Source organism: Waterburya agarophytonicola KI4 (assembly GCF_020640915.1).
Taxonomy (GTDB): domain Bacteria; phylum Cyanobacteriota; class Cyanobacteriia; order Cyanobacteriales; family Xenococcaceae; genus Waterburya; species Waterburya agarophytonicola.
The window spans coordinates 1-25,592 of the sequence record NZ_JADWDC010000045.1 but is presented as its reverse complement, the minus strand read 5'-3'; the positions used below and the strand labels follow the sequence as shown (position 1 = coordinate 25,592).

The following is a 25,592-nucleotide window of genomic DNA, read 5'->3' as shown; positions in this document are numbered from 1 at the left end:
TAGATAGCTATTCATTACCATCGAAGTAAGGAAGAATATTGTCTTCACCAATGGGTAATTCTGCCCAATTACGATCGGGAAAAACGCGGTCTTCTAGAGAAAATAAACCAATAGGTTCTTGAATTCCTTCGATTGCTAAAACAATGTCGTTATAATCTTCATTAGAAGGGCGATCGATGCGATCATCTTCAAAGCTAGCAATAGTACCGCCGCCAGCAGACGTTTTGACATTGACAAATTGAACCTGATTTTGAAAATTAGCTCCCTGCATCGAAAAAATCAAGTCATTCTTCATTACAGATTCATTTGCACCTATGGCTTGATTAAAATTACCATCAGGAATCATAACCAGGGCAAAATTATCTCCTGGAGTCATAGTGAAAGTCTTAGTTCCTAAATAGCTCCCATCATTAAAGTGATTTTTTCCCTCTGGTATAGCTTGCTCCCACTCTAATTCTGCTGAATATTTTGCTCCTTCAGTGCTGTCTTGAATAACTATATGACCTTCGGTAGAATTGCTTTGTACTCGCTCTACTACTTTTTGAGTAAACTCTTCTGTGGTTAGATCTTCGGGATTAATATCTTCTAAACTAAAGATCCCCACTGCCCCTTCATATAATCCTCCATCATAAAGAAAATCGATGGTTACTTCCCCTGACTCTCCTACTTGAAATACTCCAGGGTCTTTTTCATTTAAAACTCGGCTTTCTGCATATTCCAGCAAATTTTCCCCCACTGGGAAATCTCTAAAATCCCGAGTCGGATTAATATACTCATCAAGAGAAGCAAAGTTGCTATCTAAACCTCTAAACTGCAAAACCACATCGTTGTAGTCGCGATCCGCCTGAAAGATACGCATATCTTCCCCAGCAATTATGCCATTTCCATCGAGCCCCACAAATTCAAATTGATTCGGTAAAGAACCACCTATATTGGCTTCTGGGATTGAGAATAAAGGAAATCTACCAAATTCATTAATGCGATCGGGATTCTCGAAAGTTTCTTGTACAGTCTTATGCTGTACCATCATTAAACCTAACTCATCGCCAGGATTAAAGGTAAAGCTTTTTGCTCCTATATACTCTCCAGTATTAAAATCACGCTCCCAATTGAAATCGGTGGTAGAAAATTTCGCCCCTTCAATTTCATCTTGATTAATTATGCGACCCTGTTCGGAGTCAGTTAAGGCTCTACGGGCTGCTTCTAACATAAACGCTTCTGAGCCAGGGATCAATTCTTCCATCCCCTCGACATTAAATAAAGCTATTTCTCCCCGAAACCAGCCTCCATCAAAGAGAAAATCAACATCAACTTCGCCACTAGAACCAACAATAAAAGTTCCGCTATTGTATGTATGCATAAATAAATAAATTAATAAAACAAGTAATTTGAATACAGCTTTCTTCAGTTTATAGCCTATCTATTTTGAACTTTTCAATAGTATTTGCACTGTATTTTTATTTGCTTTATTAATTTTTACTCCTAAAAAAATTAATCTAAAATATGTAATATATATTGCATATTTTAGATTGTAAAATAGAATACATATTTCAATAAAAAGTAAGACTAGATAGTTTCTAGAGAGATCAAAAAAACTATCTAGTACTATATAAGCTTTTGAAAATATCTATCTACTTTGATATTTGATAGTAAAAATAAAGAGATTATATTTCTATGTATCTTTACGGTTTTTTTAAAAAAAGTTTCGCGATCATGATTTTTTTTTTTTTTTCTTTAGATTGAATATAAAATCTTTAATCCATGCAAAGTTTGGCAGTAAAGGTAAGACAGATTACAGTATCTTCTCGGTTTATATAGGTCAATTGTTATTTTAGTAGTATTATTTAAGTATTTATTCGGAGGGCTATTTATCTCAATATTAACTATAAATTGAATGAAGTATTTAATTGTAAGAACATAAACAAGAAAAAAATTTCGACAAACTTACTATTGTCAAATACAAAGCTATGCACAATAATATTGGCTTAACTATGCTAAATATACAATCAATTATTACTAGGTTAAATTAATAACTAAATTACAATAATATTTTCTTGTTTTCTATTGAAATCAGTAAGCCGAAAGTAAAATATTCTTCTTGATAAGATATTTAATGATTTTTATCTGCTTAAACACTTGAAGGTTCTGATAAAGCCTCAAGTTTAAAGATATTTTGGTTACTTCGCTCTAATTTTGCTGGGCTAATGTGACAAAAAATGACTTTTGGCGTGTCTTTTGAGTAAATTTCGAGTATGTAGCTAACCATGGATATTATTCTCATTTCTTCAACTGGTGGACATTTTAGAACCCTCGTGAACCTTAAACATTTTTGGGAGGATAAACAACATTGTTGGGTAACACAAAAAAGTCATTCGACTGAATCTGTATTAAAACAAGAGCAAGTCTATTGGGCTTATGGTCCCACTAATAGAAACTTGAAAAACTTGGTTAAGAATTTATTTCTAGCTTGGAAAATTATTTCTCAAGAAAGACCCAAACTAATTATGACTACGGGTGCTGGTGAATCTGTTCCTTTTATAGTTATAGGCAGGATGTTTGGCAGTCAAGTTATTTTTATTGAATCGATTACTAGAGTAGAAGATATAAGTCTTTCTGCTAAACTTGTTCTTCCTCTGATCAATCGTTTATATGTTCGTTGGCCATCTTTGAAAGTTAGATATCCCCAAGCAGAATTAATTCCTGTGTAGAGTTGATAATCATTCAAAATATAGATAACTAACAAGAGAAATATTTAATGATTTTAGTCACTGTTGGAACAGAAAAATTTCAATTTGATCGCTTGATGGTGTGGACTTCAATTTTAAGCAAACAGCATTGGATTAAAGAAAAAATCATCGTTCAGTATGGTAACTGCATTTACTTTCCCCATGGAATTGAATCTCATAAGCTATTACCAGCAAAAGATTTCCAGGAGCTGGCAATGTCAGCCAATTTAGTTATTGGACATTGTGGAGAAGGAACACTTTTGTTAGCGGAAAAAATTAATGCTCCTTATATATTAGTTCCAAGGAGAGCCGAGCTAAATGAGCATGTTGATAATCATCAACTTGAACTAGCTTATCAACTACTCAATAAAGGAGTGCCAGTTGCATTTTCCTTAGAGCAGTTATTAGCATTTGTCAGAAATCCATTTAGAGCAAATTTTTCAGTTTTAAGTCCACAGGCTGTTAGTCTAATTTGTCATTCTTTAGATCTTTTCACTACCTCTCTTTTAACCACTAATACCAAACAAAGAGATTTTACCCCTGAAATAATAGCAAGCTAGCTCATAGCTTTTATTAGCAATATCATCGACAATATTCATTTTCTAGTTCTTTATGAATCTAAGTCTCGCAGAACCTAATTTTAAGCCTAAACCAATGCACCCCTCGGTGAATAATCGCCTTAAACGCCTAATCGATATTATAGGTGCATTGTTAGGACTAACCTTAACTGGTGTCATCATTGTCATAGTTGCGATCGCCATGGCAATTTCCGATCCAGGGCCTATATTCTATAGTCAAATGCGTTGTGGACTTTACGGAAAAACGTTTAAAATTTGGAAACTTCGTTCTATGGTTGTCAACGCAGATGCACTTAAATTCAAAGTTTGTAACGAAGTTTCTGGTCATTTTTTCAAAAATGCCAACGATCCGCGTATTACCTGTTTGGGTAAATTTTTGCGTCGCACTAGCTTAGATGAGTTTCCTCAATTTTGGAATGTTCTACGAGGAGATATGAGTTTAGTTGGCACTAGACCTCCAACTGTAGATGAAGTCCAAAACTATCAAATTCATCACTGGGAAAGATTAAAGGTTAAGCCGGGAATCACTGGAGAATGGCAAGTTCATGGTAGGTCTATGATCAAAGATTTTGAAGAAATTGTCAAATTGGATCTTCGCTATCAGTGTCAATGGTCAATAGTATATGACCTCAAATTAATTTTGAGAACAATTAAAATAGTTCTCAATCGTCAAGGGGCTTATTGAGCAGCGATCGGGCCACTCTCAGTAGTTTACGTAGCTGAAAAAACCCGCAAAAGAATTTCTTACAATTATCACAATTATTATTTATATGAATAAGCTTGGATTAGTAATTATTGGACGTAATGAAAGCGATCGCCTTCATCAATGTTTTTTATCAGCATTAAATACAGTAAGAGACATAGTATATGTCGATTCTGGCTCTACTGATAATAGTGTCAATTTAGCGCGATCGCTCGGAGTAAATTTGTTGGAATTAGATTTAACCATTCCTTTTACAGCCGCTCGCGCCAGAAACGAAGGATTTGCCTATTTATTAAAGATTAATCCCGACCTTGAATTTGTTCAATTTGTTGATGGTGACTGTCAAATTGCTCCCTCTTGGCTCAAGTCTGCTATGCTTATATTTGACTTAAGACCAGAAGTTGCAGTTGTCTGTGGTCGTCGTCGAGAAAAGTTTCCTAAAAAATCTATTTATAATCAATTATGCGATATTGAATGGGATACCCCACTGGGTGAAACAAAAGCCTGTGGAGGTGATGCAATGATGCGCGTTAGAGCATTTAAGGAAGTTGGAGGATTTGACTCTGGTCTCATTGCAGGAGAAGAACCAGAATTATGTGTGCGTTTGCGCCAGCAGCAATGGAAAATTTTGCGTATTCAAGAGGAAATGACTCTCCACGATGCCCAAATGCTTAGGTTTAGCCAGTGGTGGAATCGAACTATGAGGGCTGGTCATGCCTATGCAGAGGGTGCCTGGCTACATGGAAAGAGTCCCGAAAAACATTGGGTCAAAGAAAGTAAAAGCATCTGGTTTTGGGGTGTAGCTTTACCTTTTTCCAGTATAAGCACTATTTGGTTAACCCAAGGGTGGAGTTTAATTCTCCTGATTGGATATCCTGTTTTAATCTATCGCATATATAGCAACAAAAAGCACAACCTAGCTTCGGGTGAAGCCTTATTGTATGCATTATTTTGTGCGATCGGCAAATTTGCTCAAGCAACAGGACAGATTAAATTTTATCTGATTAAGTTGCAGAAAAAACAAAGCACCCTAATCGAGTATAAAACCTTGGCAACAAATATTAAAAGCAATTAATTGCATGCCCTAAATTATCTTAAATTGATTTGGAGTTTACACCATGATAAAAATAATAAATTACAGCATATTGTTATATTCGGTTTGTTTGGTTCAGTTCGGACTGACTAAGAAAGTAAATGCTTTTACTGTAGAATTATTTAAATCTACTACCCCTATTGAAAGTCTAAGTGATGCGGATGCACTCATCGGCGGGACTAACTTAGAAAGTACATCATCGGGAAGTTATGACATTATTGATTTTCGCGATGTGGCTTATGGAACTCCTTGGGGTCATTCAGACATTGACAATTTTTTCCCAGGTACTACAGGGAATCCCAATATTAACAATTACGCTGTTTTGGTAACGACTACAATAGAAATTACTAGTGCAGACGACTGGACTTTTTTGACTAGTGGTGATGATGGAGTCCGTCTCCGCATTGATGGTTTTGATGTCATCAAGGATGATGCGCTACACCCAACTCAAGATAATCTAGGTACGATAAATCTGGCAGTTGGAGAATATGACCTCGAATTAGTTCTTTTCGAGAATTTTGGAGTAGGTTCTTTAGAATTGTGGGCTGCTCAAGAAACTCAAACAACATACAATAGCAATTTTCAGTTGGTAGGGGATGTCGCTAATGGAGGAATAGCAGAAGTTCCTTTTGACTTTTCTCCCAGTCTTGGTATTGTCCTATGTTTCGGTTTTTGGGGTTTAAATCAATTTTATAAAAATTCTAAATAAAAAAAGGGGTTGTGTCGCAAAAAGTTTAAAAAGATAGAATAGCTCTGTGATTATCTAATTTTTCAGACAGCAATTTCAAAGAGAGAATCAATGAATTTCTTTTCCCCTAAAACATCATTTTTCTTGACCTCTTCCACTTGACCTTAATATAGGTTTCATCTACACGCCAAGAATCATTAAAAGTCGCGCAAAAATACGACCGCGGTCTTTACATTCCCATCTTTATTTATAATAAATCCACTATCTGTTTAGCAACGCCGATAATTTGGAGCGCGTCATGTTTTTATAGCGTTGATTTTTCGATAGAAATTTACTATTTTTTTGATCGGCTTTTGTTTTCTTTCTTTCTTTTAAGATCATACCTGACAATCCTCCACTAATTAAAGGAAAAATAGGATTAAACATATCATTTAATAAAGAATCTAAAACAAACAGTAGTAATGCTACCGTTAAGGCAGCACCAGGAGCTACCTTGGGTTCAAACCATGTCTTTACTGGATAACTTGAAAAGCTAAAAAGAATTATAGGCAATATCAAAGATCCCATTAGACTGATTAAACCTACTAAGCCATTAATGCCGAAAGCCAAGATCCATAAGCTATCGGTAATTGCCGCATCTTCAAAAATACCGTGCCAATTTTCTTCATAGAGGCGATTTCTGCCCCAGCCTCCCCAGCCAAAAATTATTCTATCCCGTGCGTGATTGGCAAGAATTTCTTCATTACCAAATCTATACTCTAGTGACTGAGCTCGTTCGGGATTGATTACTTCTCCCACTAGAGAAACAATTCCTTCGCTCTGAAAATGCCCGGTAGTAGAAGTATAGAGATAATAAATAATTCCGATCGCCAGGAGTAATAACGGCAGACTAGTACGCAACCATTTAGCTGAAAAGAGAATAATTAAGCCATAGAGTAGATAGCCATAAGCCCCAGTGGATCTGCACCAAATAAATGTGAGAGTACAGAGAATTACAACGCCCTCCATTGGTATGTTCCAAATTCTCTGGATTGATTTTGCTTTCCATAGCCAAAATCCAATTAATGCCACTACCATCATCCACATTCCTACCATTAGACCATGTTCCATAAAAACCATTGGTCGGTAGCCTCCTAAGCGGTAAGACTGAGCAATACCTGAAGGGTGAGGATAGTAACCGTACACCATATTGTGTAATTGGGGACTCATGCGTCCTTCATAAAGGCATAATGGAACATATATTAGCCCCCCTTTGATAATATTGACCGCCAAATCTCGCTGTGCTGCAAGACTACTCAAATAAAATCGACCTAAAAAATAAGGTAATCCCCAGGTTACAGTTTGGGTGATCGCTTCATTAATTCCGTCATAAAAACCTAAATCATTACTCAGGGAGGAAAAAACTGGGCAGATACACCAAATTAGCATTGGTAAATCAATCCACGCTAGTTTAAATTCTTTTAGACGCTGAAAGTCATAAACTAAAATAGCCAAGGTAATACCATAGCAAGTGGCAACCATTCCCTGATAATCAGGAATTAGGGGCAGTCGAAAACCTGCTCTTTCTGGTAAAAATAGTAAACCCCCAATAAAACTAATAATGACGGCTTTGCGTAGTGAATGAATTCTAAATAAATAGAAGACAATGGGCAACCAGAGAATCATTACTAGTTGTGCTTGAATACTCATTGTGTCTCCTAATTAAAAGCTTGGCGGTAAAATCAGTTCTAAACCGCTAAAGTATCGTCCCAAGAGAATTAGAGCGATAAATCCGCCCAACAATAAGGTTGCTTGAATATCTTGAGCGATCGCCGTTAGTTTTTCGCGCCACAAACCATAACTGACTGCTAGGTAGAAAGGAAAATCGTTACAGGCTACTACAATTATCGCTCCCGTAACTCCCAGGAAAGAATAGCCAAGGGGTAAAGCAATTATCATGTAGCAAAATTTTAAAAAGTTACCCCAAGCTGCATAAAGAGGCTGACCAATTGCTAATAAAGCAGGGGACATGGTGATGGTGAGTAGGTTAGGCCAAATTCCTAAAGCTAAAATGGGTAGCATCCAAGCAGCCTCTTGATATCTGCTGTCGTAAAGTCCCAAAACAAAAAAGTCACCAAAACTGACTAATATCCCTAATAAAGGAACTGCCGCCATCAAAATTAACCAGCGTCGCTCAAGAATTTTTTGGCGAAGATCTGAGCGAGGTAAATCAAGCTGTCGGGAAATTACAGGGAAAATCACCTGATTGCCAATCTTCATCATGACCATTTTGGGTAACTCAGCAAAGATGAGAGCTACGTTATAAATTCCCAAAAGCTGAAAATTTAGCAACTTACCTAAGATAATGCGATCAGCTTGGGCAGCGAGAAATGTCATGGCAGTAGAAGCAAAGATCCACTTACCAAAAGCAAAAATATCGGCGATCGCCTTTTTTTCCCAAGCCAAACGATTATTACTGTCTAGAATTAAACGATGACTAAGCACCATCTTGAGAGATTCTGATACTAAATTTCCCACTACTAACGCCCAGATAGAGCGATGAAACCATGCCCACAGCAGCATGATGCAGAGGGAAGATAGCTGAATTCCCAATTCAAATAAAGTTAATTTACCAAGGTTGATCCGTCGCTTGAAGGTAAATAAGGCTGTAGAGTTAAATCCCGAAATAACCGTGGTAAAGCCCACAATGGGAATTAGCCAGCTGAGGCTCGGCTCGCCGTAAAACTGAGCGACTGGTACAGCAAAAGCGAGGCAGCACAACCATAAAACCAAGCCTCTAACAATTTGGAGTGTCCAGGCAGTGTTCAAAAAATCTGGTTCATCCCCGCGATCGTGTTGAATGATACTAGGAGCAATACCAATATCTGAAAATAGAGTTAAACCCAAAATGAAAACGTTGACTAGTGCCATCAAGCCAAACATTTCTGGTGCAAGCAACCTAGTCAAGAAGAGGTTGGCACCCAGGCGCAAACATTGGCTAAAGCCATAACCAAATAAAGTCCAGACTGTGCCACGTATAGCCAGTTTTTTTAAAGAAAGTGATGACATTTTATTTAGTTACGGTGACTCTAACGTCATCTTGATGAAGATTACTACTAACGGGGGTCAGTACTAGTGGATCAACGATCAAGTCTTCATAATTTAATAAATTTCCAAGCTTGAGAGCTTCTTGTTTAACATCGTGGTATTGAGCAACTCGCTGTATACCCACTTTGCCCATTTTTTCTAGTTCATCGATGGGCAACTGTAAAACAGTACGCATTTTAACTGTTAAATCATCCACCGAACCAGCATAAACTAACCAACCACAGTCTGGTTGAACTAATTCGGGTATTCCTGCTACGTAGGTGCTGAGGACTGGACGACCAAGAGCCAAAGCTTCCATAATGACCACTGGTAAACCTTCAGCAAAACTGGGCAATACCATTGCTTTAGAAGCCAAAATATGTCTTTGTACCTCGGAGTTACTAGCCCAGCCAGTGATTTCAACTTTATCTTTAATATTTAGTTGAATTGCTAAAGCTTCAATTTCCTTCCTTAGAGGACCATTTCCAACCAAAACTAGTTTAAAGTCTAATCCCTCCTGAGCTAATTTGCCTGCTGCCTCTACTAAAAGTAGCTGACCCTTTTGTTCGCACAAACGACCCACACAAACTAGCTGTTGTTGGTCTGGGATTGGCTGATAGGGAGCATTTAGGAACATTTTGTCCAAGCCACAATGAACCACATGAATTTTTGACCAGTTAGAGCGATCGCACCAGCGGTATAGTTGGCTTTTGCCAAAAGAGCTAATTGCCACGACAAATTTTGCTCTGTTGATTTTTTCAGACAGTGCCAGCCCAGTAGCTGAATCAAATTCTTTAGGACCATGAACGGTAAAGCTATAGGAAGGACCTCCTAAAGTGTTGCAGAGCATAGCCACCGCAGCAGGATTGATGCCAAAGTGAGCATGGAGATGAGATATATCTTCCTCTTTAAACCACTTTAGTAATAAGCAAGCTTCTGCCAGATACATCAAGTTTCGCAGTAGTCCTCGATCTGAACCCCATCCAATTTGACAGGTTAATTTAAAAGCCTTCAAAAAACGAATCGGTCTAGATATTAATACTTGCAACAAGCTTAAAAGTAGAACTAGTTTAGAAGTATCTAAAACAATTTTGGTTTTTGCCAACTCCGATATGTCTGCCGCATCGACCAACTCTGAAGCACAGGAACGAATGGAAAAGCGATCGACACTGATGCCCATTTCTTCTAGTGCCGCAATTTCACGGCGCACAAAACTATGACTAACTTTGGGATAAAAGTGAACTAAATAAGCAATTTTCATGGGTTTACTCGATGAAGAGGGGAATATTTTTGGTAATTAATCCTAATGGCTGATTGCTTTATCTTTCTCGTTCCAATGGGGATGGAGTGTAACTTTAGAAGCAGAATATCGAGCGATCGCATCTTGATAGATATCGACGATGGCATCGACTTTTACTTCCCAGTCAAAGTGACTGAGAATACGTTGGCGTCCAGCTTCTCCCATGGTTTTTCTTAATTCTGGCGATTCTGCTAATTTCAACATGGCGTCGGCTAAATTTAACACAAATAGCTGGGGATTTTTTGGTTCGACCAGAATGCCACAGGAGGAATCTAAATAATCTTTGGGACCGCCCCAATTGGTAGCAATTACAGGAATCCCCATGGTCATAGCTTCTAAAACTACTGCTCCACCGCATTCATAGAGACTGGGGAGTACCATCACATCGGCGGATTCTAATTTTTGGGCGCATTCGGACTGAGGCAAAAAACCAGTGAAGTTAACTAAAGTTTGGTCGTCTGAATTTAAGTGTAATTCTCGCGCTAAAGTTTCTAAATGAGGGCGTTCCTCGCCATCACCAATAATTTCTAACTGCACAGGTAGTTGTGCTGACAAGTATTCAAAGGCTCTAAGTAACAAGTCAACTGCTTTCCACGACACTAATCTACCAACAAAAGCAAATTTAACTGGTTGAGTATCTTCTTTCTGTATTGCTTCGCGATCGCCATTTGGTTTCCAAACTGATAAATCGACACCATTTTCGACTATTTCGACGATATTGCCAGTAATGCCCTGAGGCAGCGATCTCCTAGTACGTTGATTGGCGACTAAAATGGTTGTTGCTTCTAGTTTGCCAGGAATCAAAGAGTTGAATAAATTAGCAAAAAGACGACCCGTCGCTACTCCTAGATCAATTAACTTATTTTCTCGACCAAAGCCTAAAGGATATTCCATTCCTCCATTCATCGGTCCAATTATTACTGGCACACCCATCTTAAAAATAGCGGAAGGTTCTTTTGGTGAAACTAATATTGGTTGATGAATAATATCAATGTTCTTCTCTCGAACAATTTTTTTTGCGAGACGACGTTGAGCTATTTGAGTGATCGACCGCAAAACTAGTCCAAAAGTGAAGTCAGCTATCCTTTTGGGCAAAAACTGACTACACTGCCAAAGCCAACGATGCCAAACTGTGTCGGAAATAAAATAAAGGCGATCGCGATCGCTTTCAAATAACGTTTCTAATTCCGATCTCGTTCTTTCGTGGACAACTAACCATGTCTCAACACCACGCTTTCGCAATACTCGAAAATAATGTAGCGGTAATGCTGCTTCTCCTCCATATTTAAGGGATGCGTGTTCGGCAATAATTAATACCCGTGGGTTATTCATCTGTACAAATTATGATGGTTAAAAAGTTGAGAAGTTCAGAAGTTAAGAGCAAGTAGTAACCAACTTTGCAGGGATGCCAACGGCTGTTTTGTTGGCAGGGATATCACTCAATACCACCGCATTAGCCCCAATATTTACGTCATTGCCCAGGGCAATATTACCCAGAATTTTTGCTCCTGCCCCAACGTTGACTCTTGCTCCTAATTTAGGAGTATCTTCAGGACGATTGAGATAACGATTACCGATAGTTACTCCCTGGCGAATAACGCAGTCATCACCAATAACAGAATATCCATGAATAATAATGCAGCTTTGATGTTCGATAATTACCCGACGACCAAGCTGAACGGTATAGGGTAGATCGATGCCGTAAGTATTGCGAATTTTGCGATAGAGGGATTTATAAATTAGGCTAAAGGGGATGCGTAAAAGTTTTGGCTTTAGCTTCATCCTCCATACTCCAAACCTTTGAACAGCAACGGCTCTAAATCCTGGTTTAGTCCAATCTCGTCCATGAGCAATCCAGTCTTCTTTTATTTGTTGCCATAATCCTAAAGACTGTTTTTCAGATACATTGATACTCTCGGATACATTAAGTTGGGTAGTCATTACTTACAAATCGTGAATAAAATTACTAACTGGTTTTCACTAATGCACTATTGTCAAAGAAATCTTCCAACATATGCGGAGGATCATTATCAGGCTTGCGTTGAATAAACCGACGACATCTCCACAAAGTAAAACTTAAAAGCCAAACTAAATCGGTCAAGGCAGCATAAAGCCAACCATGATTCTTCAGGAAATATCTGCGCCTAGAATCAAACCAGTATTTAGGTAATCGTTTTGGCAGGGTTTTAGTGTTCGTTACTCCTGAACTTTGTCCAACTAAATGCACCACTCTACTTTCTGGTACATACCAACAGTTCCAACCTGATTTGTAAGCCTGCAAACAGAAATCAACTTCTTCGTAATAAAGAAAATAGTTTTCGTCCATTAAACCAGCGGTTTCTAAAACCTCTCGACGAACAATCATACTAGCCCCTGCCACCCAGTCAGTTTGATGAGCAACAGAGACAACGGGGGGGGGCGACAATCCATTTTGTCAATAGTCGAGAAACTATCCCCAGACGTAAAGCCGAATCTAACTCGCTTAACAAGGTATGAAAACGAAAAGCGGAACATTGAGGAGTTTCATCAGGATCTTCTAGGCGGCTACCCGCAATACCTACTTTAGGATTTGTTTCCATAAAATCTACTAGTACCTGGAGTGATCGCTCTCGCACTACAGTATCGGGATTAAGTAATAGAAAATAGGCAGGAGGGTTTTTTGATTCTAATGCTGATCGCATAATTAAGTTATTGCCAAAAGCAAACCCTCCATTGTGTTCTGACGGCAACACTGAAGCCCAATCATTCCAACCTTCTCTTTTGATGCTATTTTTTATCTGTTCCACCGAGCGATCTCCTGAGTTATTGTCAACCACTACAGCTCTTGTTCCCGACAAAGCTTTAACTTCATCAACTAATGAGCGCAAACAATTGATAGTCAACTGGGCTGTACGGTAGTTTACAATTACCACTACTAAATAAGGTAGTTGTTCTGACTGACTTGAATTAAACATAATCAACTAATAATTCTTTATGGGACTAAAAGCTATTGAAATTGAATTTAACTGAGTTTAAAAGTCAACCGATTAATGTCAACTTAAGTGATTGGCAACTACTCCTAAGTTAGTTAGGCGAAAAGAATTAATCTGATCCATGGCTTCTCTAACTAGAGATTGACTGGTTTTTTCAACCCCTATAACCATGAGAATGCCATCAGTTTGAGCTGCCATAAAACTAACGTCAGGAGAATTCAAAAAATGGGGAGCATCATAAATAACTAAATCGTAGTTTGTTGATAAATCTCCCATTATGTGCTGCATCTCCATCGACCAAAGCTTAGTCGAACATTCTGACCGTAAAGCATTAGCAGTTAAAATATACAAATTGTCAATTCCTGGTACACGACAAATAACTTCTTGAACCACCGAAGAGTTTTTCAATCCCCGACCCAGTTTTCTATATGGAGGTAAATCAAACTGGGTATAAGTTTGAGGTTGATCTACATTGGCATCGACAAATAATACTTTTTTTCCTTCTGCTGCTGCTGTTTTAGCCAACTGTAAAGCAACGGTAGATTGACCATCTTTTGGTTCTACTGAGCTAACAACTAGAGAGCTAATGGGATTGTCGGCATAAAGAAAAGTAAGTTCAGCATAAAGAGATTCAAAGGACTTAAGAAATAAAGACTCTCTTGTCTTGTTATTGGCATTCATAAAAGCCAAAGCGCTAAAATTGGAATCTGGACGATCCACAGTCTTAAAGCGATCGTCTACAGGAATTTTGCCCAAAAGTGGTAGTAGCAGTAAATCTTGAATATCCTCGGCTGTGTAAAAAATATCTCGCCGTTTTTCCAACAATATTGCTATTCCCATCCCTCCTGATATTCCCAAGATTAAACCAGCTAGAATTTTTTTGGGTCGATTTGGCGAAAAAGCTAAAGGCAAATTATTTTCGTCACGAGTTATATCGGCTTTGCTTAGCAATTTCCAAGGCACATCTTTTTGAGCAGCTTCTACTTTTAGTGTTTCTCTTTGAGTCAACAGCTGATTTAATATTTGGGTAGTTAAAGCTAAATCTTGTTCTAATTTTTTATATTGACGAGCAATGGCGGGCAGCTCTTGAGCAGGTTTGTTTAAGGCTTTTTTGCTTGTTTGTAATGAGTGACCGCGAACTTGTAAAACTTTAATTTGATTATGAGTATCAATCAATTGTTGAGTCAATTTTATTAAAGATTCATTCTGATAACTAAACGCCAAAATATTATCGTCAACAGAAATTTTATGCTGCTCCAAAATAGGTTTAGCTTTCTGTTTCAGCAGTGCTAGCATATTTTCTTTATCTTCTTTTAAAGTTAAAACATGAGGACTACCAGGATTAAAGCGAGCTGATTCAGCAGCAATCTTTCCTTCTGTTACCTGTAGCTGTCTTAATATTTCGCGATGGTTAGGATTTTGATTGAGAGCCAAAGCAACCACAGCTTGTTTGGGAGTTAAATTTAACTGTCCTTGTAAGGTGTAGGCAAGAGTTTTAAGTTCTAGCAACTCACTTTCATTAGCTGATTTTTGCTGACTTATTTCGTCTAATTGAGAAAATAATTCTTGACCCCTTTCACTAGGATCGATCAAATTATAATTTTGCTGTAATTCTTGTTGGCGAGATTGCAAATGTACAACTCGCTTTTCTAATTTAGGTAATTGTTCATCTATAAATTTGACACCTGAATTAATACTATTTTGTCGCTCTTCTAGGGAATATTGTAAATACTGATTTGCTGTTGCTTTTGCTACGGCTTGAACAATTTCAGGATCTGTATCTTGATATGTTACTTCAAATATTTTAGTCCAATCATATCGGCTAGGTCCGATGGTAATCCGTTCAACCATAAAATTTTCTTGTAAACCTCGATCAATCGAAGAAGCTTTAGATTTTGGCAGTTTTGTTTTAACCTCTTGAGAAATTTTAGACATGATTAAAGAACTTTTTAATATTTCTAACTGAGTTGGATAATCCAAATTCAATAAATCTTCGTCTGGTAATCCTTCTGTACGTGTTAGAGCAGAAGCTTGACTCAGTCTGGCTGTGTAATTTACTGGTTCGAGTAATAATCGGAAACTACTTACATAGGTATTAGAGTCTTTTAGACTTAGTAACAAGGCTATGATGGTAGTAGTACTAGCAAAACTAATAATTAAAAAAGCTTGACGACGAAAAGTTCTCAAACAAGGACTAAAAGCTAATAAAATCTCCTGCAATATCCTACTCCCAACCTAATACAATAATTCATTAAAGCCTTGAAAAGTACAAGTTTGTATAATTTAAACACCGATTATAACGATTGTCAGCTTTTTGTTTTTGTATATTTTTTAATCAAATTTATTAGTTTTAAGAGTCAAAATACTTTTCAGTAGTGCTTTTTGATTTTTTGGGGATAACAAAGATACTTGCTTACTAACTTAGATATGTAGCTTAAATTACATTTGAGCAAAATTCTAAAATACACACTCGATATGTTTAAAATAACAAGAGGAAAAGGAAAGTATCTTGTATTAAGTAAGATCACTATTTAAAACATCTATATCTAAATATGTAATCTAAAAAACAGTGGTAATACTGTTATTTATTATGAAAAGGTAAGTTATAAATTTTGCTTTAAGTTACTGAAACAATATATTAATGTTGAAATACGAAACTGGTACTTTCACTGTAGATTCTCAGGGAAAAATTGAAGTTGATTACTTATTTGATGGTGGATTTTTTCAGGGTGAATTAGGACTATTCAATCTTGAAGGAATGGATGCTTTTGATCCTAACTCAACTGAATTTGTATTAGAGGCGGTACGAAGAGTTAGCACTCGTTCTAATCTTGGTCATATTGTTATTAATGATGATGTGGATGGTGCTAGATTTGAATCAAAATTAAGCTACGAACCTAATTTTAACAGTGGTGAATATCAGGATATTCAAACTTTTGAAATAAACCCTGGGGCAGCAGTAGCTTTTATACTGGCACCAAATACTAGTTTTGGTGACATACTCTCAGATCTTAATAATATTTCTGAATTTGAGAAAAGACCCCTTTTTTCTATTCCTGAATTAAATCTAAACGAGTCTTCGTCTCCTCAAGCTCAGTTTGTTGATATCAATGGAAATGGCACTATTGGAATCTCAGACTTACCTCTAGAAAATTCAAAGAGAGATTACAATGACTTGATCTATCAAGTACGAGGTTTAGAGGGAAATTTACCAAACATCGAGAATAGAATTGACTCCAATCGTGACTGGAGAGAATCCCCTATTGGGCAAGAGATACTTGAGTACACAAAGAGCAGTAATCTTAATGAACCAGTAGTCCCAGAACCTGAAGTAGTCCCAGAACCTGACTTAGGTGAGGGAGTATTTGAAGTAGGTGAAACGGGTGAGATAAAAGTTGATTATCTTTTTGATGGTGGATTTTTTCAGGGCGAAGTTGGAATATTCAGTCTTGAAGATTTAAATCCTAACGATTTTGCTTCGGAAGCTTTTGTTGAAGAGGCTGTAAATAGAGCTAAAAGTAATTCTACTCAAGGTCATATAGTAATATCAGATGCTACTGAAGGTGCAAAATTTAGTGGTGACCTTGAATGGGAAGCTGATTTTAATCGAGGAGAATATTCTGCAAAGCAATCTTTTGAGATGAATCCTGGAGATATTTTTGGGGTAGTTTTAGTTCCTGATGGAACTTTCGACGAACTATTGATTAACCCATCAGCATCTAATTCTCCCTTATTTTCTTTACCAACCGCAAATACTAATGGTCAAGGGCAAATTGCTGAAATATTTGCCACTAAAGGAAGAACAATTGTTAGTTTAGAAGATACTTTTGCTAGTCCTAAGTCTAGTATTGATTACAATGATGTCATTTTATCCATAGAAGGAGCGGAGGCAATTGGTATTTCGGCGATCGCAGATGTTATTGGAGATAATCGAAATTGGTTAGAGACAGAAATAGGTGAAGCTATTCTAGCTTATGGTGATGATGCAGATTTGTAATCATTTCAATTTTATTTATGGATAAAATTCCTTTTATTCATATTCTATATAGCGGTCAACTATATGGTACTGAGAGAATGACCCTAAATATTGCAAAAGGTCTTAGTCATGAACATTTATCTACGATTTTAACCCCAGATGGATTGATCTTAGCGGAAGCCGCAAATCGTAGCATTGTCACTAAAAGTTTTGAAGGTAATTGGGATTTAGTGAGTCGCATAAAATTTTATCTAGTTCGACATCAAAAATTAGTATTTGCTACGACTAGTGTTTCCCAATCAATTCTAATCATGCTGTGCAATCTCTTCTATCGTCGCCAGGTAGTTCATCTACATATGGTTCATGGTGGTGCGGAAGAATATTTAAGTTATGGACGCAAATCCTTGTTCAATAATTTACCTGTAAAATTGATTGCTGTCTCAAATTATGTTCGAGAACGTCTTGAAAGTCACGGAGTAAATCCCAAAAAAATTCAGGTAATTGAAAATTTCTTGTTGGCATCTGAGATCGAAAAAATTCCCAAACGCCAACCCTTTGGCAAAGAAGGTATTCATGGAGTTATTGTCGTCTCTCGCCTCGACCCCATTAAAAAAGTTGACCTATTATTTGATACCTTGGATTCCTTTCCTGAATTGAGTGACCTTAGATTCCATATCTTTGGTTTTGGCAAAGATATGGAAAAACTAAAAACTAAAGCAGCAGCAAATTATCCCCAAGTAATTCTTAAAGGTTTTTCTAAGGACGTATTTAAAGCAATGGCAAACTCTGATTTATTACTTCATCTTTGTCCCGTAGAACCTTTTGGATTAGCAATACTTGAAGCAATTGCGATTGGATTACCAGTGTTAATTCCCAATCAAGGTGGTACAAAAACTTTAGTAGAAGATAATATCTCTGGATTTCACTTTAATGCTAACGATGCACAAGATTTAGGACTATCTTTGCTCAAGCTTCAACAAACTTCTCCAGCAATACTGAACTCGGTGGTTAAAAATGCCCAAGTAAGACTCATCAATCGATATTTAGAAACTCAAGGAATTAATTCTTACCGTCGGTTAATAAAATTTGATTGATTTATAAACATTACTAATGTTTATAAATCAATCATCCTCGTCAAAAAAATATTTTAATTGACAAGCAATGTTCTTATTTATTCAAACAGTACTTTTGATAGTAGCATTCACTCTTTTGATTTCCAGTACAGTTCTTTTTGTTGAATGCCTAGCTGCTCTGCTTCCTGAATCTACTAATAGAGGATAACCTTAGATGAACTCTAGTAAAATTACGGTTTTAATACCCGCCCATAATGAGGCATTAACCATTGCCCAGACCTTAAGCAGTTTGATGCCACAGTTGATATCTGGCGATCGCGTGGTGGTTGTAGCCGATAACTGTAGTGATTCTACTGCTGCGATCGCCAGGCAGTTTGATGTTACCGTCTTAGAAAGAGAAGACTCTACACGATTAGGAAAAGGCTACGCTTTAGATTTTGGAATACAATTTCTCAAGTCAGACGCACCATCGACAGTAGTGTTAATCGATGCAGACTGTATAGTTCATCCCCAAACAGTACAGCAACTAGCCAAGGTTGCTCTAGCTTCTGGTAGACCAGTCCAGGCTACTTATCTTCAAGATTGCCCTCAAAACCCTACTCCCAAAGATACTATTTCTGCTCTAGCAATCTTAGTTAAAAATCATGTCCGTTTAAAAGGTCTAGCTCGACTTAGTTTGCCATGCTTACTCTATGGAACGGGGATGGCTTTTCCTTGGTCGGTAATCTCTTCCGTGTCCTTGGCTAATGCCAATTTGGTTGAAGATATGCAGTTAGCTATTGATTTAGCGATTTCTGGCTACCCACCACTATATTGTTCTGACGCCAAAGTGACAGGAATTCTTCCTCAAGAACAGCAAACGGCTAAAACCCAGAGAACTCGTTGGGAACATGGTCACTTACAAACTTTAATGACTCAAGTGCCACGACTACTAAAAGCAGCAGTTAAACAAAGACGCTGGGGATTGCTGGTTCTCGCTTTAGACTTAGGAGTTCCTCCTCTTTCATTGTTAGTTATGTTTTGGTTGGCTGCTATGGTTACGGCGTTGGTGCTGTGGATTTTCAGCGGTGCATGGGTTTCTGCTCTGATTTTAGGTATTGGAGGATTGTTCATTTTGACATCAATCGTAGGTTCTTGGATTAAGTTCGGCAGAGGACTAATACCTGGTTCAGTGCTGTTGAACATTCCCTTTTATGTTTTATCGAAAATTCCTATGTATCTAGCCTTTGTCTTTAAACCTCAAAAGGAATGGATCAAAACCAAACGAGATAATTTTTCTGAAGCAAAATCTTAATCATCAACAATTTTATGAATGACAATTTTTCTGTAATTGCTCAACCTATTTTCTTAATAGGTGCCGAACGTTCTGGTACAACTTTACTTAGGCTAATGCTTGATTGCCATAGTAACATTGCCTTTCATAGCGAATTCGAATTTGTAGTTGATTATTTTCAAAATGAAAATTATCCATCTCTTGATGATTTCTACGATCATCTAGCTACAGACCGTTTATTTCAAAGTAGCAATTTTGAAATTGACTATACATTAAACTACCCTCAGCTTGTCAACAGTTTTTTAGTTCAAAAACGCATCAACACAGGCAAATATTTTGTTGGTGCAACAGTTCATCGTCATTTTGATCGCTTATTAAAAATTTGGTCTGGTGCAAAATTTATTCATATAATTCGTGATGGTAGAGATGTTGCTCGCTCTTGCGTGAATATGAATTGGGCTGGTAATGTTTGGACGGGAAGCGATCGCTGGATAGAAGTGGAAAAGTTATGGTCGGAGCTAAAATCTACTCTTCCAGAGGACAGATATATTGAGATTAATTATGAAGCTTTAATCGTCAACCCAAAGAACACTCTAAGTAGTCTGTGTGAATTTATTGGCACAAGCTATAATCTCTCAATGCTTAGTTATCCTGAGACTAGCACCTATAATTTACCAAACCCAAAATTGATACAGCAATGGAAAAGTAAGTTATCTCCTTGGGAAGTTCGTTTACTAGAAGCAAAAATAGATAATACTCTAATCGAATATGGTTACGAACTCAGTCATTTTTCCCCATTGACCGTCAACTCTTTGTTCCAAAGAATACTAAAACTTCATAGTAAGTTAAATGTAATAGTAGGTCGTATTAATATCTACGGTCTACCTTTAATTCTGTTTAGTTTTTTGTCACGACATCTCAGGCTTAAACAATGGCAAAAGCAAATTCAATTGCAATCCAACACAGTTGATACCGCTAGATTGAAGTAATTTTTCATAATCCAAATAGCAATCAAGAAAATTAAATACCAATGAATAACAACAATTCTCTTCGTTGTCCTATCTGTGAAGCTCGTGTCTTTCCAAAATTTACAGTCCCTTGTGATTATAGAAAACCCAATAATTCTCAAGATTACAAAATTTATTGGTGTTCTGAATGCGATTATGGCATGACAGAAAATAGACCATCAAAAGAAGAAGTAGAAGATTTTTATGATTTAGATGATTACTACACTCACAATGCCGCTACATCCGACGTCAATGAAAATAAGATATCATTCCTAGACCGTTTAAGAATCCACCTCTCTTATCTTTTTGATCAGGGAGAAGACTTAGATCCTGGAGAAGTTGATACTTTATTGAAGACAAACAAACCTAGAATGTGTGAAATTGGTTGTGGTAACGGTAAAAATCTCATCAAGTTTCAAGCATCTGGATACGATGTTTTTGGCATTGAACCCGATCCTGCAGCGAGAAAAATGGCTCAAAAAATTACTCCTAATATTTTAAGTGGTACTGCCGAAGAACTACCCCAAGGGATCAAAAACGAAAAATACGATATTGTACTTATGTCTCATGTTCTCGAACATTGCATTGACATAAATAAGGTTATGTCTAACGTTAAAGAAATTCTTAATGATGGGGGAGTGTATATTGTCGAAATACCTAATTGCAATTCTTTAGGATTTCAAACCTATCGAGGAGAATGGCCATGGTCTGATATTCCACGACATCTAAACTTTTTTACTGGATCTAGTTTGGACAAAATATTCAAAAAACATGGTTTTGAGACAAGCTTTGTCAAATATCAAGGCTTTTGCCGTCAATTCTCTAATAGCTGGTTAAAAACCGAAAATGAAATTTGGACGGCATTTTATCAGTGTGATATCAAAAAAGAGAAAAAACCTAATTTTAAAACTCGTGCCTGGAAACTATTACTAAAATCAATATTTATGCCTAATTCAGTTAAATATGACTCTGTAAGACTGATAGGAGTTAAGTAACTGATTTTTTTATTTGCAGCAAGCCTAAATATTTATGATGCAATCTAATTCTGCTAAGCATTTATTAATTATTAACAATCATCAAGATGAATATATTATTTATCTTGAATCTAAAACGTATTCAATTGGTAGAGCTTTAAATAATCTCATTGTGCTTGATTCTCCCAAAATTTCTCGTTACCATGCAACTTTATTAAGAATTACTATCCCCGAAAATGATGATTATAGGTTTAGAATAATAGATGGAGACTTAAACCGTCGCCGTAGTAGAAACGGCATTAAAATCAACGGAAATCCTTGTTTTTCTCATAATTTGCAGAATAATGATGTTATAAGTTTTTCAGATAATCTGACTGCAACCTATAAAACAATTGACACACTAAAATCGGTAGAAAAGTCGCCATTTTTTTTCTTGCCTGATGATGAAGATCTTGAAGCTACAGCTAATTTCAATGAATCTAGTAATCCTCAGTCTAATTTCTTAGAGCCTACCTTATACGAAACATCACAACAATGGGATGCATCAATTCAAAGACATTTAGAACGTCTAGCATCTTTTCCTGAATTGTTTTCCGATCCTATTATTGAAATTGATCTCCAGGGTAATATTACTTATACCAATCCCGCAGCTCTCAAACAATTCCCCACCATCAAACAAGAAAAATTAGAACACCCTTTGTTGCTAAACATTGTTGCTTTGACAAAGATTACGGAAAAAAAGACGTTCACAAGAGAAGTAAAAATAGGTCGTAAAATTTACGAACAGTCAATACATTTAATTTCTCCTAGTCGATTAATTAGATGTTATGTCTCAGATATATCAAAGCGGAAAAAAGCTGAGTTTCTTCTTGCAAAAGCCCATAAAGAGCTAGAACAAAGGGTAGTAGAACGTACATCAGAGTTGGTTCATAACAATGAGTTGTTAAGCTCAGAAATTGGGGAGCGCAGACAAAAAGAACAAGAAATTAGCTTATTACAAACCATTACTCAAGCTATTTCTGAAGCACCTAGCTTTGATGATGCGGTTACAATTATCCTGCGTAAAGTTTGTGAAACGGTCAATTGGAGCTTTGGGGAAGCTTGGATTCCCGATTTTCAAAATAGTGTGTTACAACTCAGTCCAGCTTGGTTTCATAGTACTGAAAAGCTCGAATACTTTAGAGAAGTGAGCCAAACATTAGCTTTTCCTCTTAATGTTGGTCAACCAGGGAGAGTATGGGCAACTAAAAAACCCGAATGGGTAGAAAATATTTCTATTCAGAATCAGGAAGTTTTTTCTAGATATAAAATAGCTAAAGCAACGGGGCTAAAAACTGCATTAGCAGTTCCCATGATTGCTAATGAAAAAATAATAGCAATTTTGGTATTTTATGATTTTCTAGTTCATCCTCGAAACGAACAAATGCTCGATCTTGTTAAATCAGTAGCTACTCAGCTAGGTTTGATTATAGAGCGTAAAAAAGCAGAAGATGCTTTACGCAGCAGTATGGCAACTAATAAGGCTATTCTTGAGGCTATACCCGATCTAATTTTGCGTGTTAATCGCAAGGGGATCTTGGTTAACTATAAAGCCGCTAAATTTGATAGCTCACTTGTTTTCAAAAATGAGTTTCTTGGCAAACATTTAGATGAAGTTTTTCCTCAAGAAGTATCTTTGTCAATTATAAATTGTATTAATGAAGCATTCCGCACTAGTGAAGTTCAAATTTTAGAATGTCAAATTCATAATCACGATAATAAAACAAATAGCTATGAAATTCGTATTGCCATTAGTGAAATGGATGAAGTTATGGCAATTATTCGTGATATTACAGAACGCAAACAAGCCGAAGAAGATACTTGCAAAGCTTTGGAACAGCAACAGAAATTAAATGAGTTTAAATCTCAATTTATAACTATGGCTTCTCATGAGTTTCGTACTCCTTTAGCTTCTATACTATCTTCTTCAGAATTGCTAGAACACTATGGTCATAAGTGGGATGAACCGAAGAAACTTAGTCATTTATACCGTATTCAAGACTCAGTCAAACATATGACGGAGTTACTCAATGATGTTTTGCTGTTAGGTAAAGTAGATGCAGGAAAAATCGATTTAAAACCTACTAAGGTAGATCTATCTCAACTATGCCAACAATTAATTCAAGAATTTGAATTAAATATTTCAACTCATAAAATTTATTTTAAGCTGGAAAAGCAGTTGAATTTCGACAAACAATGTTTTACCAATACTGTTTACATAGATGTAACAATTGTTAAGCATATTATTTATAATCTATTATCTAATGCAGCTAAATATTCTCCCGATAGCGATCGTATAGATTTTGAATTAATTTATCAACCACAACAGGCAATTATTAGAGTTAAAGATTTTGGTATTGGTATTTCTGAAACAGATATCAAGCACTTATTTGAATCTTTTTATCGTGCTAGTAACGTAAATTCTATTCCTGGCACTGGTTTAGGATTGCATATTGTTGAAAAATCAGTGCACCTACATGGTGGTGAAATATCTGTACAAAGTAAAATTGATTTTGGAAGCACTTTTACAGTTATGCTTCCTTATTTAAATAGCGAACAATAATTTTGACTTAGTATACTTACTGTAATCAAGATAACATTTTGATGCTGAAAATCACTTTTATTCTATTCTAAATAATAAAAAATAGGTTTTTTTTCTGAGGTAAAAGTGAACGAATAATACTAAACTATTGAATAATAAAAAATATATTGGAGAAGATTCTTTTCTAAAAACGTAAAAATTTTGAATTTATTTAGAGGTATGACTACAATATTAGTAATCGAAGATGACGTGTTTATTAAAGAAAATATTGTTGAGCTTTTAGAGGCAGAATGTTTCGATGTTTTCAGCACTAATAATGGAATTTTAGCAATTTCATGGGCAAAAGAAAACAACCCAGATTTAATTATTTGCGATGTAATGATGCCCGAAATAAAAGGAGACGAAGTTTTAACGGCAATTCGGGAGATACCTGAAATAACTTTAACTCCTTTCATTTTTTTGACTGCTATGTCCAATAAAACTGATATTAGATATGGTATGGAGTTAGGAGCTGACGACTATCTCACTAAGCCTTTTACAAGACAAGAGTTATTGAAATCAATTTATTCTCGTCTATTAAAACAAGCAATGTTTATGAAGCGTTATAATGACGAACATCAGCGGGTAGAAATCTTGGAACAAAAAATAAGAGAATTGTTAGAGTAATCAGGGTTGCTGATTGACTGACAAAACTTTTAGGAAATATTGTAGGAATAAGTCCGAACTTGAAATTCCAACTGATAAAACCGTTGTTTATGTTGTTGAAGTGATGCCATAGCAGGAGTCGGATCTTGATTACTGGAGAAGGTCACAGAACGAATTAATTTCCAACCATTCAAGAGTGCAGCTTTAACCCAGTCCCAACCAATACGGAAATAGCTGTTACCTCGAAACCAATGAGTGTCAACCCATCGTCGCTTACCACTATCAACTACAGCTACTCCTTGTGCGCTAACATAGAGAGTAGTAACAGCTAAAATAAACCACAATCGAGACAAAGCGCAGACATCACGTATCATCGAGCGTTGAACATTCCATCCGCCTGATTGGTCATCCAAAAAGTTCTCTTCGATGTCAAAGCGTAGTCTATATTCAGCAAAAGTTTTTAATGTAGTTTTTTCATTGCTAATAATCGCCCAAAGCTCGCTATTAAGATTGTTACGACCGATAATTACATGAACTTTGCCGTAAAATTCTCCTTTGTGTATTCGCACATTGTGCAAACAGATTGCTTCTCCACGATTAAGGTGAAAGTTTTTTGGTTGACACCAATTATTGGACTTTGGACAAAAAGAGTTGAGAGTTCGCGATTAATGTTCGCGAACGTAGTTCCATAAAGAAGGGGCAACAGAAATGAGAATATTGATCCTGGGTCTGGTTGTCCTCCTACTACCTTTCTGATTCTTTTCCATCTCATTCCCAGACATTTTAAAACTCTTTTAATCGTATCTTTGCTGCTAACAATATCCCACTCTTGCTTGATTTTTTCTTGAACTAATCCTAGATTTTTGGGGTTTTCTTTGACCCATTCCTGACGGGGAGACAACCTTTACAATTCAGATATGACAAAGGATTCAGAGAG

At 36.6% G+C, this 25,592-nt stretch carries 20 protein-coding genes and 1 pseudogene; 12 read left to right on the top strand and 9 right to left on the bottom strand.

What is annotated here, in order from left to right:
- Positions 1–7: 7 nt before the first annotated feature.
- Positions 8–1,360 (bottom strand): DUF4114 domain-containing protein, encoded by a 1,353-nt coding sequence (locus tag I4641_RS16180; protein WP_229641614.1) that lies wholly within the window; start codon positions 1,358–1,360, stop codon positions 8–10.
- Between the two features lie 904 nt (positions 1,361–2,264).
- Here I4641_RS16180 and pssD point away from each other — a divergent pair.
- The 5 genes from pssD (at position 2,265) to I4641_RS16155 (ending at position 5,809) form a co-directional block, all read left to right on the top strand.
- Positions 2,265–2,708: a PssD/Cps14F family polysaccharide biosynthesis glycosyltransferase gene (gene pssD / locus I4641_RS16175; RefSeq protein ID WP_229641613.1), complete on the top strand. Its 444-nt coding sequence runs from the start codon at positions 2,265–2,267 to the stop codon at positions 2,706–2,708.
- 47 nt (positions 2,709–2,755) lie between these two features.
- Entirely contained in the window at positions 2,756–3,286 is a 531-nt protein-coding gene (locus I4641_RS16170) for a glycosyltransferase (protein WP_229641612.1), read from the top strand.
- A 52-nt stretch (positions 3,287–3,338) separates the two neighbouring features.
- Entirely contained in the window at positions 3,339–3,989 is a 651-nt protein-coding gene (locus tag I4641_RS16165) for a sugar transferase (RefSeq protein WP_229641611.1), read from the top strand.
- 85 nt (positions 3,990–4,074) lie between these two features.
- Positions 4,075–5,082: a glycosyltransferase gene (locus tag I4641_RS16160; RefSeq protein ID WP_229641610.1), complete on the top strand. Its 1,008-nt coding sequence runs from the start codon at positions 4,075–4,077 to the stop codon at positions 5,080–5,082.
- A gap of 43 nt (positions 5,083–5,125) precedes the next feature.
- Positions 5,126–5,809: a PFE-CTERM domain-containing protein gene (locus tag I4641_RS16155; protein ID WP_229641609.1), complete on the top strand. Its 684-nt coding sequence runs from the start codon at positions 5,126–5,128 to the stop codon at positions 5,807–5,809.
- Positions 5,810–6,049: 240 nt separating this feature from the next.
- Here I4641_RS16155 and I4641_RS16150 read toward each other — a convergent pair whose 3' ends face one another.
- The 7 genes and pseudogenes from I4641_RS16150 to I4641_RS16115 form a co-directional block, all read right to left on the bottom strand.
- Positions 6,050–7,477, bottom strand: a complete 1,428-nt coding sequence (locus I4641_RS16150; RefSeq protein WP_229641608.1) for an O-antigen ligase domain-containing protein — start codon at positions 7,475–7,477, stop codon at positions 6,050–6,052.
- A 12-nt stretch (positions 7,478–7,489) separates the two neighbouring features.
- The gene (locus tag I4641_RS16145; RefSeq protein WP_229641607.1) at positions 7,490–8,836 is read right to left on the bottom strand and encodes an oligosaccharide flippase family protein; all 1,347 of its coding nucleotides are present in this window, start codon (positions 8,834–8,836) and stop codon (positions 7,490–7,492) included.
- Between the two features lies 1 nt (position 8,837).
- Positions 8,838–10,115, bottom strand: a complete 1,278-nt coding sequence (locus tag I4641_RS16140; protein WP_229641606.1) for a glycosyltransferase — start codon at positions 10,113–10,115, stop codon at positions 8,838–8,840.
- Positions 10,116–10,157: 42 nt separating this feature from the next.
- Positions 10,158–11,486 carry a glycosyltransferase family 4 protein gene (locus I4641_RS16135; protein ID WP_229641605.1) on the bottom strand — a complete coding sequence of 443 codons (1,329 nt, stop codon included), beginning with the start codon at positions 11,484–11,486 and terminating at the stop codon, positions 10,158–10,160.
- Positions 11,487–11,528: 42 nt separating this feature from the next.
- The gene (locus tag I4641_RS16130) at positions 11,529–12,095 is read right to left on the bottom strand and encodes a serine O-acetyltransferase (protein ID WP_229641604.1); all 567 of its coding nucleotides are present in this window, start codon (positions 12,093–12,095) and stop codon (positions 11,529–11,531) included.
- A 25-nt stretch (positions 12,096–12,120) separates the two neighbouring features.
- Positions 12,121–13,108, bottom strand: a pseudogene (locus tag I4641_RS24215) (glycosyltransferase family 2 protein).
- A gap of 78 nt (positions 13,109–13,186) precedes the next feature.
- Positions 13,187–15,346: a GumC family protein gene (locus tag I4641_RS16115; RefSeq protein ID WP_229641601.1), complete on the bottom strand. Its 2,160-nt coding sequence runs from the start codon at positions 15,344–15,346 to the stop codon at positions 13,187–13,189.
- A gap of 421 nt (positions 15,347–15,767) precedes the next feature.
- On the opposite strand from I4641_RS16115, the gene I4641_RS16110 reads away from it, so the two are divergent.
- The 7 genes from I4641_RS16110 to I4641_RS16080 all read left to right on the top strand — a co-directional run bounded on the left by I4641_RS16110 (position 15,768) and on the right by I4641_RS16080 (position 24,676).
- Positions 15,768–17,123: a DUF4114 domain-containing protein gene (locus I4641_RS16110; RefSeq protein WP_229641600.1), complete on the top strand. Its 1,356-nt coding sequence runs from the start codon at positions 15,768–15,770 to the stop codon at positions 17,121–17,123.
- A gap of 17 nt (positions 17,124–17,140) precedes the next feature.
- Entirely contained in the window at positions 17,141–18,196 is a 1,056-nt protein-coding gene (locus tag I4641_RS16105; protein WP_229641599.1) for a glycosyltransferase family 4 protein, read from the top strand.
- A gap of 193 nt (positions 18,197–18,389) precedes the next feature.
- Positions 18,390–19,469, top strand: coding sequence for a glycosyltransferase family 2 protein (locus tag I4641_RS16100; RefSeq protein ID WP_229641598.1), 1,080 nt, complete (start codon positions 18,390–18,392; stop codon positions 19,467–19,469).
- 14 nt (positions 19,470–19,483) lie between these two features.
- Positions 19,484–20,437, top strand: a complete 954-nt coding sequence (locus I4641_RS16095) for a sulfotransferase family protein (protein ID WP_229641597.1) — start codon at positions 19,484–19,486, stop codon at positions 20,435–20,437.
- Positions 20,438–20,478: 41 nt separating this feature from the next.
- On the top strand, positions 20,479–21,450 hold the full coding sequence (locus I4641_RS16090) for a class I SAM-dependent methyltransferase (protein WP_229641596.1): 972 nt from the start codon (positions 20,479–20,481) through the stop codon (positions 21,448–21,450).
- A gap of 34 nt (positions 21,451–21,484) precedes the next feature.
- Positions 21,485–24,031: an ATP-binding protein gene (locus tag I4641_RS16085; RefSeq protein ID WP_229641595.1), complete on the top strand. Its 2,547-nt coding sequence runs from the start codon at positions 21,485–21,487 to the stop codon at positions 24,029–24,031.
- 198 nt (positions 24,032–24,229) lie between these two features.
- Complete coding sequence (locus tag I4641_RS16080; RefSeq protein WP_229641594.1) at positions 24,230–24,676, top strand: response regulator transcription factor; 447 nt, start codon at positions 24,230–24,232, stop codon at positions 24,674–24,676.
- 29 nt (positions 24,677–24,705) lie between these two features.
- On the opposite strand, the gene I4641_RS16075 is transcribed toward I4641_RS16080, so the two are convergent.
- The gene (locus I4641_RS16075) at positions 24,706–25,224 is read right to left on the bottom strand and encodes a hypothetical protein (protein ID WP_229641593.1); all 519 of its coding nucleotides are present in this window, start codon (positions 25,222–25,224) and stop codon (positions 24,706–24,708) included.
- Between the last annotated feature and the right edge of the window lie 368 nt (positions 25,225–25,592).

What these genes read in the sequence shown, in the direction of transcription:
- I4641_RS16180 (WP_229641614.1), bottom strand. Translation starts at nt 1,360, where the DNA reads ATGCATACATACAATAGCGGAACTTTTATTGTTGGTTCTAGTGGCGAA.
- pssD (WP_229641613.1), top strand. Translation starts at nt 2,265, where the DNA reads ATGGATATTATTCTCATTTCTTCAACTGGTGGACATTTTAGAACCCTC.
- I4641_RS16170 (WP_229641612.1), top strand. Translation starts at nt 2,756, where the DNA reads ATGATTTTAGTCACTGTTGGAACAGAAAAATTTCAATTTGATCGCTTG.
- I4641_RS16165 (WP_229641611.1), top strand. Translation starts at nt 3,339, where the DNA reads ATGAATCTAAGTCTCGCAGAACCTAATTTTAAGCCTAAACCAATGCAC.
- I4641_RS16160 (WP_229641610.1), top strand. Translation starts at nt 4,075, where the DNA reads ATGAATAAGCTTGGATTAGTAATTATTGGACGTAATGAAAGCGATCGC.
- I4641_RS16155 (WP_229641609.1), top strand. Translation starts at nt 5,126, where the DNA reads ATGATAAAAATAATAAATTACAGCATATTGTTATATTCGGTTTGTTTG.
- I4641_RS16150 (WP_229641608.1), bottom strand. Translation starts at nt 7,477, where the DNA reads ATGAGTATTCAAGCACAACTAGTAATGATTCTCTGGTTGCCCATTGTC.
- I4641_RS16145 (WP_229641607.1), bottom strand. Translation starts at nt 8,836, where the DNA reads ATGTCATCACTTTCTTTAAAAAAACTGGCTATACGTGGCACAGTCTGG.
- I4641_RS16140 (WP_229641606.1), bottom strand. Translation starts at nt 10,115, where the DNA reads ATGAAAATTGCTTATTTAGTTCACTTTTATCCCAAAGTTAGTCATAGT.
- I4641_RS16135 (WP_229641605.1), bottom strand. Translation starts at nt 11,486, where the DNA reads ATGAATAACCCACGGGTATTAATTATTGCCGAACACGCATCCCTTAAA.
- I4641_RS16130 (WP_229641604.1), bottom strand. Translation starts at nt 12,095, where the DNA reads ATGACTACCCAACTTAATGTATCCGAGAGTATCAATGTATCTGAAAAA.
- I4641_RS16110 (WP_229641600.1), top strand. Translation starts at nt 15,768, where the DNA reads ATGTTGAAATACGAAACTGGTACTTTCACTGTAGATTCTCAGGGAAAA.
- I4641_RS16105 (WP_229641599.1), top strand. Translation starts at nt 17,141, where the DNA reads ATGGATAAAATTCCTTTTATTCATATTCTATATAGCGGTCAACTATAT.
- I4641_RS16100 (WP_229641598.1), top strand. Translation starts at nt 18,390, where the DNA reads ATGAACTCTAGTAAAATTACGGTTTTAATACCCGCCCATAATGAGGCA.
- I4641_RS16095 (WP_229641597.1), top strand. Translation starts at nt 19,484, where the DNA reads ATGAATGACAATTTTTCTGTAATTGCTCAACCTATTTTCTTAATAGGT.
- I4641_RS16090 (WP_229641596.1), top strand. Translation starts at nt 20,479, where the DNA reads ATGAATAACAACAATTCTCTTCGTTGTCCTATCTGTGAAGCTCGTGTC.
- I4641_RS16085 (WP_229641595.1), top strand. Translation starts at nt 21,485, where the DNA reads ATGATGCAATCTAATTCTGCTAAGCATTTATTAATTATTAACAATCAT.
- I4641_RS16080 (WP_229641594.1), top strand. Translation starts at nt 24,230, where the DNA reads ATGACTACAATATTAGTAATCGAAGATGACGTGTTTATTAAAGAAAAT.